Genomic DNA, 18,268 nt, shown 5'->3' with positions numbered 1-18,268 from the left:
GGGGTGCCACATCCTTCCCCGCTGCCTTCGTATGATCTTCGGCCGATGATCACTGGTTGATCAGCCAAAAGGCCTCCCAGGCGCCCCCGACCTTGTCGCGGTTAGCCACCAATCCTGCCCCGTTGTCTAGATCTACCGTAACGTACTTATTGTTGGCCAGCGCGAACAATGCGATCGTCCCGTCGGCCAGCTGTTCCTTCCTGAACTTCTCCCAAAGTTGAATGCTCTCGCCGCGGGCAACCAGCTTGCCGCCGATGTTCACGTCCGCGGTGACGTACTTCCCATTGATTTTCGACTTTAGCGAAATCGTCTGATCGCTGTTGTTGACGACCTCGAACAATTCCCAATCTTGGGCCGTTTCACGGTTTGCCACCAGCGGATCACTGCCGGCGTTCTCCGCGCTGACGATTTTCTTATTGGCTTCAGAGATCAAGTAAACCAACCCGGTAGGCGCGGGGGGAGGCGTTGATCCGGTCGTATATTTCTTCACCAAATTTTGCAGTGTGAGATTTGGCTTGAAATTCTCCGTATTAAACTTGCTCCATTTGGCGGCGATCGTCGCGGGGTTGTCACCCGTGATGTTCGGTACCGGATTTGGGTTATTGTTGAAATATCCCCAGTTCCCGTAGTTCGAGCTGACCTTGTACGTCCAGTTCGTCCAGGAGATGTTGGAAGCGTTCATTCCGGCCAAGAACTTCTCCCATAGATCGGTGAAATCGAACAGGCAGAACTCCCCTACGTACACTGGAACGTTCCACTGGGCTTGATGATCTCGAAGCCCCTGCAAGGCGCCGTTCACCAGGTTGTTCTGCGCATTCCAGTCGGAAGCCTCGCTCCCGGCCATCGCGTAATAATGCATTTCGTACACGACGTTCGTCCATCCGAACGTGTCCGGGTCATAGAGCTGCCCCCAGCTCCAAGCCGCTTCAATAAAGATCGCATGATCGGGATCGATTGCACGGATCGCTTTGTACAGCCGATCGTAATAAGCGTTCAACTGCTCCTTGCTAACCCGGTCGGGTTCGTTTAACAGATCGTAACCGGCCACGGTCGGATTCCCTTTAAAGTGCTCCGCAATCCCTTCCCACAACCGGACGGTGCAATCCTGATATTCTTTGTTCTTCCAAAGCTGCGGGTCCGAGTTGGCCTCGCCGGAGTTATCGAACGTATTCTGGGCGCCAAACGTGCCGTGCAAATCCAGAAGGACGTAAATGCCTCGATTCCCCGCCTCGCGGACGAGCCAATCGAGCTTGCTCCACGGATCCTGCTTCCAGTTGCCGTACTTGTCCATCAGCTCGAGGTACAAGATCGGCACGCGGACCATATTCATCCCCATGTTTTTGATATTGTCCAGATCCCGCGTCGTCAACCAGGCGTCCTGATACGTTTTGATCAGGCTTTCCGCGGTCTCTGCGCCATGCAGGCTTGTCAACGTTTCGCGCAGCGTCCATTCGTCCTTTACGCCGAGCGGCGACATCCAGCCCTCCTGCAGCAGCCATCCTCCAAGATTGGTCCCCCGCAGATTGACGATATTGCCGGTTCCGTAATTATCCCGCAGCACGGTACCATTCGCCTTGAGAAACCCGCTAGGCTCGATGCTCGATACTCCGGCATCCCCCTCCTCCGCCTGGGCTGACGGCGCAAACATCGAACCGCTTAATGTCGAAGCAGAAAGAACAACACAAAATAGCAACGTACGGAGCATTCTCTTGATGTCGTTGACGGTGTTGGAGCTTTTCCTTACCATCACAAATCCTCCTTTGTGCCAATAATGGTTTATATTTCCACTCCAAACATAAACGATTTATGTAAGCGCTGTCAATAAAAAGATAGTTTCATAGATTCTTCAAATCATCTCTTCCAGAGCCCGAAAGATCCGTACGGCGTCTGCGGTCTCAATCCAAGCCTGCGGAATCGATGCATGGCGGCAGTCGCTGCTTTGCAAATATCGGTAGATAATTCGGGCTTCATCGATTTCATCACGTCTCGGCTTGCCAGCCAAAGGGAGTCCCGCTTTGCCGAAGCAGGCAAGCGTCTTATCGGCAAGTTCTTTGGACAGAGCCTCATGAGTATCTTTGGACAGATCCAATTTCTGACTATAGAGAATTTGATTCCGCCGCAACAAGAAGCATTTGAATTCCTGTTCATTTAAATGCTCCAGCACCACAAGGTTCCGGTTCTGCTCCGTGACCCCGGCGACCTCCTCCTGCTTGGCAAACAAATCGATGGCGTTCAAGGCATCCCTAAGCTTGGCCGCGGCTTCAAAGTCATATTGCCCGGAAGCCTCCCGCATCCGCAGCTCCATCTCTTCCCTAAGGCCGGGATCCCGACCGTCAAGAAACGCGTCGAATCGCGCGAGGATTTGATTGTTGCTTAGGATCGCCTCCCCACCCAAGCATGCGCCGAGACATAACCCCAGCGAATGGTTCAAGCAAGGGACGCCGGTAGAAGCAGAACGGTTACGATTGCAGGCGATACGCAAAACTTCACGAATGCTTCGGACCGCTTGCTCAACGGTATGCCGGCTTGCCGTATAAGGCCCGTAGGCTTGTCGGATCCCTGGGGCCTCAGGGTTATCCGCGATTCCCAAGTCCCAAATCCCTTCGTTGTCCCGGATCGCGATATACGCATAACCGTACGTGCTTTTCATCTTTTTGTTATACATCGGCTTCAGTTCGCGTATCAGCCGGCACTCCAGCATCAGTGCTTCGAATTCGGTATCTGTCAGGCGGATCTCCAAATCCTTGACGTTATGCGCGAGTCTTTCAACTTTCTTGGAGCGGTTACGGGAAGCATGAAAATAGGAGCGAACCCTTTGCTGCAGGTTTTTGGACTTGCCGACGTAAATAATGCCTCCCGCCGCGTCCTTCATCAAATAACCCCCCGGCGAAGCCGGGAGGAGCCGCAGCTGATGTTCGATCCGTTCGTTAGTCATGGAGTAAACTCGATCCGTTTCACGGTTTCTCCGGCAAAATCCTTAACGATAAACGCCCCCGCCTCCAACACGCCGTAGGAATTCGGGTATTCCTCTTTCGGTAACGCGATGGATCCCGGATTCAGCACATAGATGCCGTCCTTGCGGTCGGCTACAGGCACATGCGTATGTCCCTGGATAAACACGTCGCCGGGTGCCAGCGGCGGAAGCTGCTCGATGCTGTATCCGTGTCCATGTGTGACGTAGATCCGGCGTCCTTCGAAGTAGAGCATGGCGTAATCCGCCATCATCGGAAATTCGAGCAGCATTTGATCCACTTCGGCATCGCAGTTCCCGCGAACGGCGATGATGCTCTGCTTATGCCCGTTGAGCATTGCCGCTACCCGTTTCGGATCATATCCGTCAGGCAGCGGATTCCTTGGGCCATGGTACAAGAAATCCCCCAGCATGATCATCTGATCGGGTTGCTCTTCTGCCGCTTTGGCCATCGCCCGGTCCAGCCAAGCGCTTGACCCGTGGATATCCGAAATCAACATCAGTTTCATAGAAACCAACTCCTTTATCAAATCGATTTAGGATAAAGAAAGACGCTCAATCGCTTGAACGTCCCCAGCCTGCTATTCTTCGACCAACGTGTACTGCTCGTCCGTCACCTTAAACGTATCCTTGAGTCCCGACGTGACGTAAATCTTATTGTCCTTCGTGATGAACATTCCTTCCGTCCCATCGTTCAAGTCCTCGATGTACTTCAAGCCTTCCGTAAGGCCCATCACATAAACGAAAGTTGACAGCGCGTCGGCATCCGTTGCATTGTCCGCAAGAATCGTCACGCTCTTCAGATTGTTTTGCGACGGTACCCCGGTTCTCGGATCAAGAATGTGATGATACATCACATCGTCCTCGATGAAGAATCGTTCATAAATTCCGGAGGTGTCAATCACCTGATCGCTTAAGCGAATCGTGCCCATGGTTGTGCCGCGCGAGCTGTCAGGATCCTGAAGACCCACGTTCCAGCTGTCGCCGTTAGGCTTGCTCCCGATGACGATAATGCTGCTGCCGCCAAGATCGACCAGTGCGCTCTTGACGCCTTCCGCCCGCAAATAAGCGGCAACCTCGTCGGCCGCGAAACCTTTCCCGATGCCGCCGAGATCCAGCACCATTCCCTGCCGTTTCAGAAAGACGGTGCTTTGGGCCTCATCCACGACCACATCCTTATAGCCGACTAGGCTGAGTTCCCGCTGCAAATCCTCCGGCGCCGGAACATGGGCCCCTTCATGCCCGATATCCCACAGATCGACCAGCCCGCCGACGGTCGGATCGAACAGCCCGTCCGTCTCTTCGGCGTAGTCAAGCGAACGTTCGAGTACCTTCATCGTATCCTCTGAAACCTCAACCGCCTGTTTGCCGGCTTCCTGATTCACTTTGTAGAGTTGGCTCGTTTCTAACGTGCGACTTAGCTCTATATCCAAGGTTTTCAGTAGGTTGTCGATATGGTCTAAATGCTCCTCCGCCTTGGGGTCATCAAACAATTTGATGTTAACCACCGTATCAAATATATAATATTGTTTCGAGACCGGCTCCCCGGCCGTTGGTTTCTCCTTCGTTTCTTCATTCCCACCGCAGCCGGAAAGAATGGTCATCAGCATTGCCGTTACGCTTAGGATGATGGCTCTTGTACGCCATTTCTGTGCTCGTTGCATCGTTTCACCTCATTTGAAATTCCACGCATCTAGTGGTTAACATATCGTATTGTATAATTTCCACAAGCAATTAGTCCAGTAAGTACATCACTTATAAGGATAGAGGAGCATGGTAAAGCGAGCGTAAACGAAAAAGAAGCGGGAGACATCCCGCTTCCAAATTCCTCACGACCGAGAATCTTCGCAACTCGTTACCTTAGAAAGTCATCCTCACGGGTTCTGTTGTCGTAAGAGCGATTATACCTCCGGAAATCGTCAAGGTGCTGGCGTTCTTGGTTTTTCACGTGGTAATGCTGCCCCCCCCCAATGAATACCAAAGCCAAAACCAACATAATTCGGTAAGCAAACGTGTAATGATCGGTGGCAAATCCAGTAACGATTCTCCGTTATCATTAATTGTATTATATAAAGGGATGTCATTCCTCGCGTTGGGCAGCGATCTGCCGGAACACATCGAGCGTCCGCTTTCTCTTTTTACGATGAACTCCTTATTTGCAACGATTACGAACGCCAATTTTGATCACGACAGTTTTGTCAGTCAAATACGAACCGCCTTTACGATGCGCGACGTCGTCCAACACTACTGGAACGAGCGGCATGCAGGAGTTGAATTTTTCCTGCCCGATGCCGCGCTCTGGAAAGCGGAAGACGAAATTCAATTTGCGGATAAAGCGAAGCAAGTGGGGGTCCTCTCCACCGCCAACGAAGACATCCGTTCCTTGCGTGAGCTGCTGACCTACGGACTCAAAGGGATGGCCGCCTACACGTATCATGCTTATCAGTTGGGTTATACTCATGCGGCAATCGACCTCTTTCTGCGCCGAGCCCTGGCCGCGACATTAGACGATACCTTAACGGCTGATGATCTCGTCGCCTTGGTCTTAGAGGCCGGTAAATATGGCGTGGAAGCCATGGCCTTGCTGGATCAGGCCAACACAAGTACCTACGGTCATCCGGAAGTGCCTCAAGTAAATATCGGCGTGCGCAATCGCCCCGGCATATTGATCAGCGGTCATGATTTGAAGGATTTGGAACAATTGCTGGCTCAAACCGAAGGAACCGGCATGGACGTCTACACCCACAGCGAGATGCTCCCGGCCCATTATTATCCGGCTTTCAAGAAATACAGTCACTTCGTTGGCAATTACGGCAACGCCTGGTGGGAGCAAACGAAGGAATTCGCCGCTTTCAACGGTCCGATTCTAATGACAACCAACTGTATCGTTCCGCCGAAAGCCAGTTATATGGATCGAATCTACACAACGGGAAATACCGGATACCCCGGGGTTCGGCATATTCCAGAAGGCACCGACGGTAAGTCGAAAGATTTCTCGGAACTGATCGCCCACGCCAGAAGCTGCTCCCCGCCAACAGAGCTCGAAAGCTGACGGATCGTCGGCGGCTTTGCCCATCATACGGTTACTCAGCTGGCCGACACGATTGTTCAGGCCGTGGAGACCGGAGCGATTCAGCGATTCTTCGTGATGGCCGGGTGTGACGGACGGATGAAATCACGTGATTACTACACGGAGTTTGCCTTACAAATCCCCCGCGATACCGTGATCTTGACGGCTGGTTGCGCCAAGTACAAATATAACAAGCTGGAGCTCGGCGATATCGGCGGTATCCCGCGCGTCCTGGATGCCGGTCAATGCAACGATTCCTATTCGCTGGCGGTCATCGCGCTCAAGTTGAAGGGGTTGTTTGGCCTGGAGGATATTAACGATCTGCCTATTTCGTACAATATCGCTTGGTATGAGCAAAAGGCCGTCATCGTCCTGCTGGCCCTCCTCCATCTCGGCGTCAAGAACATTCATCTCGGCCCTACTTTACCTGCCTTCCTGTCGCCCCATGTAACCCAGGTCCTGATCGACAATTTGGGTATCGGCGGCATCACGAACGTTGAGGAAGATATGGCCCTGTTTCTCGGAGCCTAGGCGTTACGCGATAATATAAAGAAAGGCAAGGACCAACTACTCCCTGAGGAATAGAAGGTCCTTTCTTGATCACCGACTATATATCCGCGTCTTGGCTACGATACACCTGGATCTCTGTCATCGTAGGCGTCCAGTATTCGCTTTCCTTTTGTTTCGTTAGGAGCAGCCGCAGTTTGCTGCTAGTCACACTGCCGAAATCGTCCAACTTCAGATCATGTCCCATCCCATCCGTTTTGGATTGGAACGTTATCCATTCCTGCGTCTCTGGGTCCAGCTTCTGCAGTTCAAATTCCTGGATTCTTAGATTCGTACCTCCATCGGTATATTCATCCAAATAAACTTCATCGAAGGTCGTCGGTTGGCCAAAATCGATCGTAATGACGATCGGATATCCGTCCGTCATCTTGTCCGGGTCGGCACTTGCCCAGCGAGTAGCGGTATTTCCATCCACCAGTTTATCCGCTTCCAGTCCCGGATTCGGATGGGTATAATTCGCTTCAATCGGTTTATGCAGCGCCAGGTTAACCCGGTCCGACTTGCCTTCGTCTTCGATCGGATTCGTGTCGATCGGGTCCTTTACTTTCTTGCCGATCGGCGATTCTTGCAAGCCGATATCGATTCCTTTTCCATAATACAAGTGCGTCCCGAAGAAATCCCCTTCGCCAACGTTTCGATTATAGCGACCGGCGTCGATAAGCGGTGAGTTCTTCTTCAGCTTGAAATTCGCCGCCGAGTTCACGATCCGGTCAACCCCGTTATTCTTCTTATAGTCCTTTGGATTCTTCACGAACATCGGGTCTGCAAATACGGCATGGGGATCCTTAGGCTGCTGCTCCGAGTAGACGCCTCCCGCTTCGTAGAAGGCGTTATTGGAGAACACGGCTTTGTTCAAAGCCCCTTCTTTCCGGTACCATTTCGTTGGCGTCGTCTCCGACATGTTGTAGAAAACGTTGTTCAGGAAATACACCGTATCCTTAAACACCTCATCGTGGAACCAGTCCATCTGTTCCGCATTATAGACAAAAACATTATTCAGAAAATACGTTGGCGAGTAATTGGTGGATAGCATATTTTTCACAATGACGCCATTGTCGTTGACGCTTAGATTATAACGCGCCACGGAATTGGAGCTGTTCCCCATATAGGCCATCCAGCCTGCGGCATTGTCGTGGGAGTAGTTATATTGATAAGTCACATTGAAGTTGGTGTATTCCAAATCCCAAGGGGTGCCGTCGAATTCACCGTACGGGCCGCCGTACACCTCATTGAACTGCATGACGGAGTCTGCCCCAGCCCATAAGTACAGACCGCACGAGACGGCGTCATATCTTTGCAAATAACCGTTGATCTCGTTGAATTCCACCGTCATGTTCTTGGTGTTCGCCAACTGAATGGCACCTTGTCCAATGTTCTCGGCATAGTTGTGCCCAATGTAGACGTCACGGCTGTAAAGGTCACGGGTTCTCACCCACAACTGCTCCCAGCCTTCATGGTATTTGCCGGTTTCATCGTATTCGCCGGAGCTGGCATCGCGATCGTAGAACCAGTTAAAAGCGAATTGGATCGCGTGGAGCTCAGTTTTGTAGAAATGGTTATTTTCAATGCGGACATCCTGGAAGTAATAAGCCCCTTCGTCGTAGTCTTTATAGCTCTTTTCGCCGAAAACTTGGAATACGATACCGCCGTAATGAATCTTCTGCCAATCAGTTGGTCCGTCGATATCGTGGATATATAAATTGCTGATGCGGAAATAATTCATGATCTTGTCATCGCCCGGTCCCAGCAGATCGGCGTTAATCGTGATGGACACCCCGTCTCGAACGACGGAATGCTCTTTCGCAGACACGTCGATATCGGTAGCGAAGTCGTCGTCGTTTGAAATCTCCAGGTTATGAATTTCCCAATACTGTTGATTTTGCAGTACGATAGCTCCGGTCAGGCCGACTTTGGTTTTGTCCTTTTTGAAGTCCCCGTTTTCATAGCGGACTGGATTCTCCACGTTGCCGCCTGCAGCGATATAAGGTTTCCCGTCCTTCGGATTGCCGTACATGTCGATCACGATCGGCTTTCCCTTCGCCCCGGAGCCCTTTGGCCAGAGCTGTTGATCATTCCAGGTTTCACCGGCCTTCAGCAGAATCCGGTCGCCTGGCTGAAACACCGTTTCGTTGGCTTTCTGGAACGTCTTCCACGGCGTTCTCTTTGAAGTCCCGTTGTTGGCATCGTTCCCGAGCGTCGCATCGATGTAATAGTCAGTCCCTTGATGTGGGTTCGCCTGGTTCCCCGCAACTTGGGCGGCGTCCTCTACTTGAACAGCGGGAATTGCGGGGCCTGACTCGGAAGCATGGGCTGCCGGAGGCAGCAACGAAAGGACCATAGCAAACAACATCAGACCTACCAAGGCAACGCGGCTTTTATTCAAGTACATAATTTCCCTCCCATACATTCAGAATGGATACGATAAATCAGGTTGACTGCGGGTCAAATCCCCGGAATCGTAACTTTGGCCAGCATTTCTCGGTTGACTTGAACCGGCAGTTCTCCCCTGTATTGCTCGACATACGCTTCAAATCGTTCCTCCAACAGCTGCTGTTTGATCTGATATTCATACCTTTGCAATGCTTTCTGCTCATCGACCTTGACTTCATCCAGACGATACACGACAAATCCTTCGCCGACTTCCACAGGCGCGGTAAGTTCGCTTGGTTCCATATCCCTCAGTTGCAAGATCACCTGATGAGCTGGCGAGTTGGCTTGGGATCCGCTCTCTTCTGTCAACGTTTCTGTCTGAGTGATGGCCTCTTCAAACCGGCTTGCTATTTCCTCCAATCCAGCTTGTTGCGTGGTGGGTTCCGCCAAAGCGTGGGCTGCGGCCTTCTTCCCCTCTTGCGGGACAGGCAAGATCAACTGGGTGACCTCGTAGCTGGTTGCGTTAGCGCTCCACTCCGAGGCATGCGATTCGTAATAGCTCTCGACATCCCCCCTTTCCAGATATAACGGGTCCTCCGGATATTGGCTAAGCTTCTGCTTCAATTCGGTTTCAAGGGAAGCCAGCCTATGGGCATAGTAAGGCTCCAAGGTAAATCGAGTGAGCCCATATACCACTTCTCCACGTCGGATCGCTGCCTCTCTCTCCCGATTTTCCGCCTCCATCGAGGCCGTTAGCGCATCGAAATCAGGCGAGTCCAGCAAGCCCTGCGCCTGGGCTAGAATGAAAACCACCTTGTCCTGCATCGCTTGTTCTAACGCCCGTTCCTGCAGAACACGAAGCGGAGTGAGGTCTCCGACCGGCTGGGTCCAGTCGCCTCTCCCAAGCGTCACTTGGGACTTGACGTGGAACTCGTTCTGAACCGCTGATTTCAACCGGTCCATATGAAAGGCGATTTCCTGCTCCGTGACGGCGTATCCGCCTACCTTAGCAACTTCTTCGTCAGAACCTCTCGCCAGGATATAACCAACAAGCAGAATGCCGGCCACGACGATCAAACCGCTAAGTAGCCATCCCCGCCGCCAGCCCTTTATTTTCTTGCTCGTTTCTGTCCGTTTGCGCATCGCCTCACCTCCGCTCCAACCTATAGTTTGAACTAGTCAGATGTCGCCAGCATCCTTGGTTAATCGCTCAATAAAGAGAGTCGAAAATTCGCCAAAGTCGGATACCCCCGATACCGCTTAAAAATGACCTTCACCCGCCTTGCTGTCGTTAACGGAAGTGTGACGATTTTCTTATGGCCAATCATCGTACCCTCTCCAATCCAACGCCACTCGTCCAGGTTCCCGGTTTCCTCGAGGTCCAACTCATCCCCATCCTCTTCCGAAACCCACAGTTCAAACGCCTCCACCCGCTGTCCTTGTACAATAGGCTCCTGCAAAATCACAGCGTTAAATGTCCTGCCCTCCGGCAAAGCGATTTGCACCCAAGGCTCAGCGTCCGTCTCCGTCGGCTTCCAGCCACGATCCAGGTCACCGCCGCCAAGGACTTCGGCCGTTTCCTTCTCCGAAGCGGCACTTGATGCGGTCCACACGGCTCCTCGTATCCGCCACGGATCATTTAGTTCAGCGATCCGCACGCCCAGCCCGGCTAACGCTTCGCAATCCGGCGCTGCAATTCTCCCGTCCCGATTAGGCGGAACGTTGAGCAGGAGCATCGCGTTGCCGCCAACCGCCTTGAGGTAGATGTCGAACAGCTCGCGGGCGCTCCGGACTTGTCCGTCCTCTTCGGCATGGTAGAACCAGCCCCGCCGGATGGACGTATTCACTTCTGCGGGATACCAGACCCACTCCCCGCCGTAGCGGGCAATGGCTTCCCGACTACCGAGATCCTCTTCCATCGAGTTGATCGAACGGGCGAAGGTCGGGTCATCGGTTTGCTGCGATTTCTCCGCCGTTTTCTCGGCATCCTGCAGCGCCCGGGGAACGACACTCCATTCCTCTCGCCGCGTATGGCCTGCCTCGTTGCCCACCCAGCGGATATCCGGACCGCAAACGCTGATCACGCACTGCGGCTGCAGCCGACGGATGATCTCATAGTAACGGTCCCAATCGTATTGCTGCCTCTTGCCGGAAGCGCCTTCTCCGTTCGCACCGTCTAGCCAGACGCAGCTGATCTCACCGTATTGGGTCAGCAGCTCCGTCAGTTGATTGACGTAAAAATCGTCATACGCGGAGCCTTCTCCATAGCTCGCTTCCGTTCGATCCCAAGGTGATAGATATACACCAAACTTCAGGCCAGCTTCCCGACAAGCCTCCGAGACTTCACGGACCAAATCCCCCTGGCCGTCTCGCCAGGGACTGGAAGCAACCGAGTGCTTCGTGTAACGGCTAGGCCACAAGCAGAAGCCGTCGTGGTGCTTACAAGTCAGAATTACAGCTTTCATTCCGGCCTGCTTCAGAACCGCGACCCATCTCGCCGCATCGAGGTGCTGCGGATCGAACAGGGCTGGATCTTCATGTCCCTCACCCCACTCCCTGCCCGTCATCGTGTTCATCCCGAAGTGAATAAACCCGTAAAACTCCAGCCTTTGCCAATGAAGCTGCCGTGTTGAAGGCCTGATGTTAAAAATCTCGTTCATGTTCATCCAAGAAGTATTCCTTTCTCGTCTCCGCGTCGTTCGCGGGCTATTGATATTTGCGGTTGTATTCGTAAAGCAGGCCAAGTAAACCTGCCAAGCCAACGATCATCAAACCTAGATTCGTGTAACTTGTTCCTTGACTATGCCCGTAGACGACCAGGCAGATGCAGACGATCAATCCAAGCAACCGAAGTAGTATGACCTTCATGATGCAGCGCCCCCATCCGTTTCCTTCCAAACGATCTCGCTTGGGCCTAGTTCCACCACGGACGTTCTCCCTTCCCCGTCATATACGACCGTCGATTGCGGATCATTGGTGTTGTTGACGACCGCATACACCCCACGTTCCGGGTAGGCATGCACTGCACAGTCCACATTGTCTGCGTACCAACGCTTCAATTCCGCTTCCTTACCCGCCGCGAAATACAGGCTGCGCAGGAGCAGGCGCGCATTTCCCGGGGAATACGGGAGCCCGGCTATATACACCGCGCGACCCGCCCCTGACCGATTTGCGGCGAGATGAACCTCCCCGTTCGAATACTCCAGAATCTCAACGCGTTCATATAACGCATAGACGTGATTCGTCGTTTCCCCGAAGTCGAATGCCGTATCATCTGCCGTAATGAAATGCGCCTCCGCCTTCTGGTTGAAATATTTGTCCGTGGACACGCTGAATCCCCGTTCTTTGTCTACTCCAAAACAATCGGCTAATTGAAAAAATCGCCCCTGATGCTGCACCGCCGACGGTTCCCCGACGCCGATCAGTCCCCCGCCGGCGTATACCCACCGGCGAAGCCGCTCGACGAGCTGTGCATTCTTCCAGACCTCGCCGCCGGAGAAAGCCGTGTACGCATCTCCGGCATTGATCACTACATCGATGGACGGATCGATGCCCTGCTCCAGCACTTCGTCGAAGCTAAGAAATACGACATCCACACTCATGCCGCTCAAGGCTTCCAGAATCCCGTAGTAGGAATACGCCTGTTTGCTGTAAAGGCTATGGGCGACGGTAAACGCCTGCCACGTCCGCAGCGCTCCCCAGCAGTTTAAAATCGCCACTTTTAATCCCGAGTATGGTGATGCACCTCCAATATGGTCATGAATATCTCGGAATTCATCCGTAATTTGCTCGACGTAATCTACGAATTTCGGGAACTTGTAAGCCAAGCTGGGGTAACCGCCGTACCCCATGCGATCGATCGGTTTGCGCAGGATCGCGCGCCGCGCTGCCAGCCAGTTCCGGTTCGCTTCCACCACAGGATCGTTGCCTTCATGGAAGACGTCCGGGAAAAAATACGGCAGGAACCGCCCTTCCGTGTACTTTACGTGCGGGATATCTGAGATCATCCGAAGCGTCGTGCCGTCCCCCACACTCCCCACAACGGCGTCGAACCCGATCGACCCGAAGTACGGTCCATAAGGCTCCGTGCCGATCCATTGATCGCCGAGGAACATCATCGCTTCCTTGCCGCTGTCATGCACCAGGTCCACCAGTTTCTTCGTCTCCGCGGCGACGAAACGGGAGACGAAGTCGACGTAATCCAGATAGGCCGGTGACGGCACCCGGAAGGAGGAGTTGTAATATCCTTGATCGACGAAGTCTTCGGCGGTCAGGGCGTATCCTTTTTCACGGGAGAAATCCTCAAGCATGGCTACCGACACGCTGGCGCCATATCCGAACCAATCCACGAATTTCTCCTTGGCCAGTTCGTTAAACACCAGCGTAAATTGATAAAATAACGTGGTGAACCGCACGACATCCACTTCCGGATTGTCCCGGAGCCATTGTTTCATCGCTTTATAGATAAAGGCGTTGGAATGGGGCTGCTTCACGTCAAACGGAATTTCATGCGGCTTATCGCCCCAGTCGTTGGTGATGTGGTTGTACATCTGCACCGGATCCCATTGAATGTAGGCGAGGAACGAAACCGTATATTCATGCCACGGTACCGCATTATCGATGATCACCGTATCGTCCTGCTGACGTATCCGCCAATCGGACGGGGGCAGCACCTCGCCGGTCGTTCGATCGATCACTTGCCAATAACGATGTGGGTCGTGTAAGTAATCAACGTCAAGCTGCTCCCGGTAGTAGGTGCGCAGCAGCTCAATCTCCAGCGTAACCGACTGGGCCAGTACGAATTCGGTCATTAAATAGATTTGCGGGCATTCTTCCCTATGCTGTTCGATAAATTCGTTATGCCCTCTGGAGGGGAAATAAGCCGTGTAAATCTTCGCGGGAAGCGCTTTGACGGCTGCATCCAGCTTCGTCCCGTCGCTGTCCCGGATCGCATCCGCCCCCCACCTCTCCATCAGCTCCTTCGTTTCCCGCACGAACCCTTCCTCGCTCGGGAGCGTTACTCTGCCTCTCTGTCTGGACATACCTATCCTCTCCCTCTTCTATTCTCTCGTTCCTCCGGCTGTCATCCCTTCCACTAATCGCCGCTGTACCAGAACGTAAAGGATCAGGGCAGGAACCATCACGATCACCAGGCCGGCGTACAATCGACCATAATTGGCTGCCGCCTTCTGCGCGGTCATCAGATTCAACAGTCCGACGGGAAGCGTCTTATTGGGACCCGGCAGCAGCGTCAATGCGATGATATAGTCATTCCAAAAAGCCAGGAAGTTGAACAAGATCACCGTTACAATGCTGGGACGAGCCATCGGCGCCATAATGGATAACATCGTCCGAACATGCGAGCAGCCATCGATGGCCGCCGCCTCCTCGAACACCTCGGGAATCGTCTGGAAATACCCGGACAACAAATAAATCGTAAACGGGATCGCCGTCGCGGCATAAACCACGGACAACACCGCCAAATTGTCGATGAGCAGTCCATCCGGAAACCATCCGCCGAGCAACCGATCCCCGTCCAGCAGCATCAGGAAAATCGGAACGACAATGTAGTTGACGTTAATAAACAATCCGCCCATCAACAGCAGATTCAAGATCATTCGCCCACGAAACCGATACCTTGCCAGCACATAAGCCGCCGGCACGGCGACGACCAACAGAATCGCCAAACCAAGCACGGTCGTAAACAGCGAATTCAGCAGATATGAACCCATATGGGCGTCGGTAAACGCATCGAAATAGTTTTGTAGATAAACGCCTGCCGGAAGCCCCCATGGATCTCCATAAAATTCGGACTTCTGTTTCAACGAAGCCAGCAGCACCCAAATCATCGGAACCACGATCGATAAGGCGAGCAGGCTAAGGATGACGTAGATAAACCATTTGTACCCTTTGTCAGCTTTCATCGGTTCTCCGCCAGCTCCTCCCTAATGAGGTTAAACATGCATTAGTACTGAATGGGTTCCCGTTTCGTCGCCCGGCTGACCAACAGCGACAATCCAAAGGAGAACAGGAAGACGACTGAACCGATGGCCATCCCGTACCCATAAGAGGAATTGGTATAAGCCTGTTTATACATATAGTTCAAGAACACTTCGGTTGCTCCGTCCGGCCCGCCGTTCGTCATTGCTTTGATTAAGGTAAAACTTAAGTTGATCGAGCTAATGATAAAGAAGGTTAGCGTATTCCTTAGGTTCTGCCAGATCAGGGGCAACGAGATGGAGAAGAATTGCCGTAACTTCCCGCTCCCTTCCAGCGCCGAGGCTTCATAGAAGCTCTCCGGAATGCTGGACATGCTGGCCATATACATCACCATGTAGTAACCCACCGATTGCCAGATCATCGCCCCGGCGATGCTGTAGATCACTAGGCTTTGATCCCCGAGCCACATCCGCTGGAGAAAACCGAACCGGAGAATGCCCAGCAGTCCGTTCAGCAGTCCTTGCTCCGCATCGTAGATCGCGGAGAAGATAGCCGCGATCACCACGACCGACAATATGTTAGGGATATAAAAGATAACCCGATAGATGTCCTTCCCCTTGACGTTCTCTCTCGTCATCACCGCCGCGAACAACAGCGCCATCGACATCGTCAGGATCGTTACGATTACCAGGAGCAGCACGGTATTCTGGAACGACTTCACAAACACCGCATCGCCCAGCAAGATTTTGAAGTTGCTGAAGCCTACAAACTGTTTTTCCGCCGAAAAACCACTCCACTTGTACACCGACATCCGGAAGACGTTAAACGTAGGGATGAGCATAAAGAGAACAAACAGCACGAACGCCGGTGTGATGCACAGCCAAATGAAGCGGATTCGTCCTTGGTTACGTTTCACCGTCTCACCTTGCTTCCTGCAGAGAATGAATCGCTTATTTTTATTTTGCCGCTCTTAACTTCTCGCTGGCTTCGTTCAGGTCGGCTTGCCAATCGTCAACGGTTTTCTCCCCCGAGATGATGCTGTTAGCCGTATCGAATAAGGTGGTTTTGATATTGACGCCTTCGACCGGGCTGGTGCTGACGAACCCGCCGACCAGTGCCTTCACTTGAGGTTCATCGTATACGCTGTAGAACGATTGATTCTCGCCGGTCAACTGCTCCGAAATCCCCTTAATGGGTTGTATTGCATTGGATTGGGCAAAGATGTCGGCGGCCTTATCGGAGTAGAGGAAAGTGATAAACTGTTTGGCCAGGTCTTTATTTTTCGCTTGGGACGGTACCCAAACGGCCTCCATCGAAGTGACGATGTAACGGTCTCCGCCCTCCTTCACCGTCGGAATTGGAGTTAGTCCCCATGCGAATCCTTCCGCTCTAGGAGCGTCAGCCATTTCTCCGGCAATCCAGGTACCGTTTGGCATAAACAGAACCTTATTGTCCAAAATGGCCTGCTGGTTCTTGGTGAAGTCCTGCTCATTGGCATACGCGACCGTCGTATCCGAGGCATAACTCAGCAGCTTGGCCGCAATGTCCAGCACCTGTTTAGCTTCGTTGGTATTCCAGATGTCCTGCTCGTAGTTCATCACCTTGTCGTAAAATTCGATGTCACCCACATCCGCCAGCAAGGCGAAGAAAAAGGAATCCATATACCCGGCGGTCGGATAAGTGAACAAGGCGATCCCTTCACTCTTGGCTTTGTCGCCGAGCGCAAACATTTCATCCCAGGTCTTCGGCACTTCCCAACCTTTCTGCTCAAACAGTCCTTTGTTGTACACCAAACCAGTCGGGGAGTAATACATCGGCAATAAAAAGGTGCTGTCATCGCCGTAAGGATTTGTGCCGAGCGTCCCGATCAGCCCGTCGACCAACTTGTCCTTCAGCTTCTGCTCTTCCCCGGGCACCTGCATCGACAAGACGTCCGTCAGGTCCTCCAGCCCTTTGTCTTTGATCAGCGTCTCGGTGAGTCCCGCGCTGCGGCCTTGGCCAAGCACGACAACATCGGGGTATTTCCCCGCTTTCATGCCCGGTGTAATTTCATCTTCGATGCTCTTGCTAATCGTCAGCTCCACGTCAACGTCAAATTGCTCCTCAAACGCTGCGATCACCTGACTGTACATCTCTTTGCCGTAGCCGCCTTCGAGGGCGGCCATTTTCAACACCGGCTTTCCGTCTTCCCCGGAGGAAGCTCCGTTTGAACCGGCCCCGCAGGCCGTTAAGGTCAACATCGCTGCCATCGCAATCGCAGCGCCTATCTTTTGGATCCGCATTTGAACGCCTCCCTTTTTATTTATTTTCATTATAGTGAGAGGAAAGCGTTTTTAAATATGTCATTATTGCTATGTTTTTTAGGGATGTTGCTCTATTCATTAATAAAGATAACATTTTATGCTATCATTGAACTGTCATCGGTCAGGCTACAGCTTAGGAGCTGCTTAGGAGCTTAGCTACCAAGGTGTCATTTTTACTTTGAAAGGAACGGATGTATGAATCACCCTACTTCATCGGCGGATCTGCTCGCCAGCCTGAACACCGAGCTGATCTATATTAACAAGTCGGATTCCGACAGCCAAAACTGGATTGGCCTGAAGCATTCTCACCATTTCGCCGAATTGTTTTATGTGACAAATGGGACGGGGGAATTTCTCGTACGGGACGAACGACTCCCTATCAAGAAGCACGACGTGATCATCGTAAACCCCAACATCGAGCATACGGAAATCTCCGATTTCAGCGATCCGCTAGCGTATTTTGTCATCGGATTAAACGGCATTTCCTTTATCTCCGACGAAGACACGGTGCCTTACGTTCGCTTCCGGGATCCGGACAAGAGCATTCTTCTCTATCTGTACAAAGCGTTCGAGGAGTATAACGCCAAGCAGGAGGCTTATCTCGAGCTATGCAAGCATCTGGTCCAGGTGATGTTGATTTTGATCCTGCGCAAAAAGCATGTATCTATCAACGTATCTGCTACCGAGAAGGTCCCAAAAGAGGTTGCCTTGGTCAAAAATTACATAGACGTCCATTATAAAAACAACATCACACTGGAATCCATGGCAGAGGAAGCGCATATCAACAAGTACTACTTGTCACATCTTTTCAAAAAGACGTATGGCGTGTCCCCCGTCAAATACCTGAATCAGGTGCGGATGAACACGGCCAAATTCCTGCTGGAGTCGACCAATTACTCCGTGTTGGAAATCTCCGAGATCATCGGCTTCAAATCGCAGTCGTATTTCTCGCAAACGTTTAAACGGGAGGTTGGCGTCGCGCCGCTTGATTATCGGAAGGAGAACCGGCAGAAGACGCGGGGGCCGCTGTAGTTAGCGATATCCCAA

The 18,268-nt window shown here is 52.5% G+C and carries 13 protein-coding genes and 1 pseudogene; 2 read left to right on the top strand and 12 right to left on the bottom strand.

Translation table 11 applies throughout. The annotated features are described in order from the left end of the window. Positions 1-49 precede the first annotated feature (49 nt). From M0651_RS21695 to M0651_RS21680, 4 genes are all read right to left on the bottom strand, one after another. A complete protein-coding gene (locus M0651_RS21695) occupies positions 50-1,747 on the bottom strand; it encodes a cellulase family glycosylhydrolase (protein WP_248553772.1) in 1,698 nt (565 codons plus the stop codon). Positions 1,748-1,846: 99 nt separating this feature from the next. Beyond that, positions 1,847-2,935, bottom strand: coding sequence for a GIY-YIG nuclease family protein (locus tag M0651_RS21690; protein ID WP_248553771.1), 1,089 nt, complete (start codon positions 2,933-2,935; stop codon positions 1,847-1,849). Then, the gene (gene yfcE, locus M0651_RS21685) at positions 2,932-3,480 is read right to left on the bottom strand and encodes a phosphodiesterase (RefSeq protein WP_248553770.1); all 549 of its coding nucleotides are present in this window, start codon (positions 3,478-3,480) and stop codon (positions 2,932-2,934) included. The genes M0651_RS21690 and yfcE overlap by 4 nt, the downstream gene beginning before the upstream one ends. 72 nt (positions 3,481-3,552) lie before the next feature. Beyond that, complete coding sequence (locus M0651_RS21680) at positions 3,553-4,635, bottom strand: FAD:protein FMN transferase (protein ID WP_248553769.1); 1,083 nt, start codon at positions 4,633-4,635, stop codon at positions 3,553-3,555. Between the two features lie 353 nt (positions 4,636-4,988). Between M0651_RS21680 and hcp the strand changes: the two are divergent. Further along, positions 4,989-6,572: pseudogene (gene hcp, locus M0651_RS21675) on the top strand (hydroxylamine reductase). A gap of 76 nt (positions 6,573-6,648) precedes the next feature. Here hcp and M0651_RS21670 read toward each other — a convergent pair. From M0651_RS21670 to M0651_RS21635, 8 genes are read right to left on the bottom strand one after another with little or no spacing between them, the layout of a single operon-like run. Next, positions 6,649-8,997, bottom strand: a complete 2,349-nt coding sequence (locus tag M0651_RS21670) for a discoidin domain-containing protein (protein ID WP_248553768.1) — start codon at positions 8,995-8,997, stop codon at positions 6,649-6,651. A gap of 53 nt (positions 8,998-9,050) precedes the next feature. Then, a complete protein-coding gene (locus M0651_RS21665; protein WP_248553767.1) occupies positions 9,051-10,121 on the bottom strand; it encodes a peptidylprolyl isomerase in 1,071 nt (356 codons plus the stop codon). 59 nt (positions 10,122-10,180) lie between these two features. Beyond that, entirely contained in the window at positions 10,181-11,644 is a 1,464-nt protein-coding gene (locus tag M0651_RS21660; RefSeq protein WP_248553766.1) for an alpha-L-fucosidase, read from the bottom strand. A gap of 40 nt (positions 11,645-11,684) precedes the next feature. Beyond that, positions 11,685-11,846 (bottom strand): DUF6903 family protein, encoded by a 162-nt coding sequence (locus M0651_RS21655; protein ID WP_248553765.1) that lies wholly within the window; start codon positions 11,844-11,846, stop codon positions 11,685-11,687. Continuing rightward, the gene (gene gnpA, locus M0651_RS21650; RefSeq protein ID WP_248553764.1) at positions 11,843-14,020 is read right to left on the bottom strand and encodes a 1,3-beta-galactosyl-N-acetylhexosamine phosphorylase; all 2,178 of its coding nucleotides are present in this window, start codon (positions 14,018-14,020) and stop codon (positions 11,843-11,845) included. The genes M0651_RS21655 and gnpA overlap by 4 nt, the downstream gene beginning before the upstream one ends. Before the next feature lie 18 nt (positions 14,021-14,038). After that, complete coding sequence (locus M0651_RS21645) at positions 14,039-14,902, bottom strand: carbohydrate ABC transporter permease (RefSeq protein WP_248553763.1); 864 nt, start codon at positions 14,900-14,902, stop codon at positions 14,039-14,041. A 41-nt stretch (positions 14,903-14,943) separates the two neighbouring features. Continuing rightward, positions 14,944-15,834: a carbohydrate ABC transporter permease gene (locus tag M0651_RS21640; protein WP_248553762.1), complete on the bottom strand. Its 891-nt coding sequence runs from the start codon at positions 15,832-15,834 to the stop codon at positions 14,944-14,946. A 40-nt stretch (positions 15,835-15,874) separates the two neighbouring features. Continuing rightward, entirely contained in the window at positions 15,875-17,200 is a 1,326-nt protein-coding gene (locus M0651_RS21635; RefSeq protein ID WP_248553761.1) for a carbohydrate ABC transporter substrate-binding protein, read from the bottom strand. 216 nt (positions 17,201-17,416) lie between these two features. On the opposite strand from M0651_RS21635, the gene M0651_RS21630 reads away from it, so the two are divergent. Further along, entirely contained in the window at positions 17,417-18,253 is an 837-nt protein-coding gene (locus tag M0651_RS21630; RefSeq protein WP_248553760.1) for a helix-turn-helix transcriptional regulator, read from the top strand. The last annotated feature ends 15 nt before the right edge of the window (positions 18,254-18,268 follow it).

The organism is Paenibacillus mellifer (assembly GCF_023195895.1).
GTDB lineage: Bacteria > Bacillota > Bacilli > Paenibacillales > Paenibacillaceae > Fontibacillus > Fontibacillus mellifer.
Note: the sequence above shows the minus strand (reverse complement) of the source record. Positions and strands in the feature narration are given on the sequence as shown.

What these genes read in the sequence shown, in the direction of transcription:
- yfcE (WP_248553770.1), bottom strand. Translation starts at nt 3,480, where the DNA reads ATGAAACTGATGTTGATTTCGGATATCCACGGGTCAAGCGCTTGGCTG.
- M0651_RS21695 (WP_248553772.1), bottom strand. Translation starts at nt 1,747, where the DNA reads ATGGTAAGGAAAAGCTCCAACACCGTCAACGACATCAAGAGAATGCTC.
- M0651_RS21645 (WP_248553763.1), bottom strand. Translation starts at nt 14,902, where the DNA reads ATGAAAGCTGACAAAGGGTACAAATGGTTTATCTACGTCATCCTTAGC.
- M0651_RS21670 (WP_248553768.1), bottom strand. Translation starts at nt 8,997, where the DNA reads ATGTACTTGAATAAAAGCCGCGTTGCCTTGGTAGGTCTGATGTTGTTT.
- M0651_RS21680 (WP_248553769.1), bottom strand. Translation starts at nt 4,635, where the DNA reads ATGCAACGAGCACAGAAATGGCGTACAAGAGCCATCATCCTAAGCGTA.
- M0651_RS21635 (WP_248553761.1), bottom strand. Translation starts at nt 17,200, where the DNA reads ATGCGGATCCAAAAGATAGGCGCTGCGATTGCGATGGCAGCGATGTTG.
- M0651_RS21690 (WP_248553771.1), bottom strand. Translation starts at nt 2,935, where the DNA reads ATGACTAACGAACGGATCGAACATCAGCTGCGGCTCCTCCCGGCTTCG.
- M0651_RS21655 (WP_248553765.1), bottom strand. Translation starts at nt 11,846, where the DNA reads ATGAAGGTCATACTACTTCGGTTGCTTGGATTGATCGTCTGCATCTGC.
- M0651_RS21665 (WP_248553767.1), bottom strand. Translation starts at nt 10,121, where the DNA reads ATGCGCAAACGGACAGAAACGAGCAAGAAAATAAAGGGCTGGCGGCGG.
- M0651_RS21660 (WP_248553766.1), bottom strand. Translation starts at nt 11,644, where the DNA reads ATGAACATGAACGAGATTTTTAACATCAGGCCTTCAACACGGCAGCTT.
- gnpA (WP_248553764.1), bottom strand. Translation starts at nt 14,020, where the DNA reads ATGTCCAGACAGAGAGGCAGAGTAACGCTCCCGAGCGAGGAAGGGTTC.
- M0651_RS21630 (WP_248553760.1), top strand. Translation starts at nt 17,417, where the DNA reads ATGAATCACCCTACTTCATCGGCGGATCTGCTCGCCAGCCTGAACACC.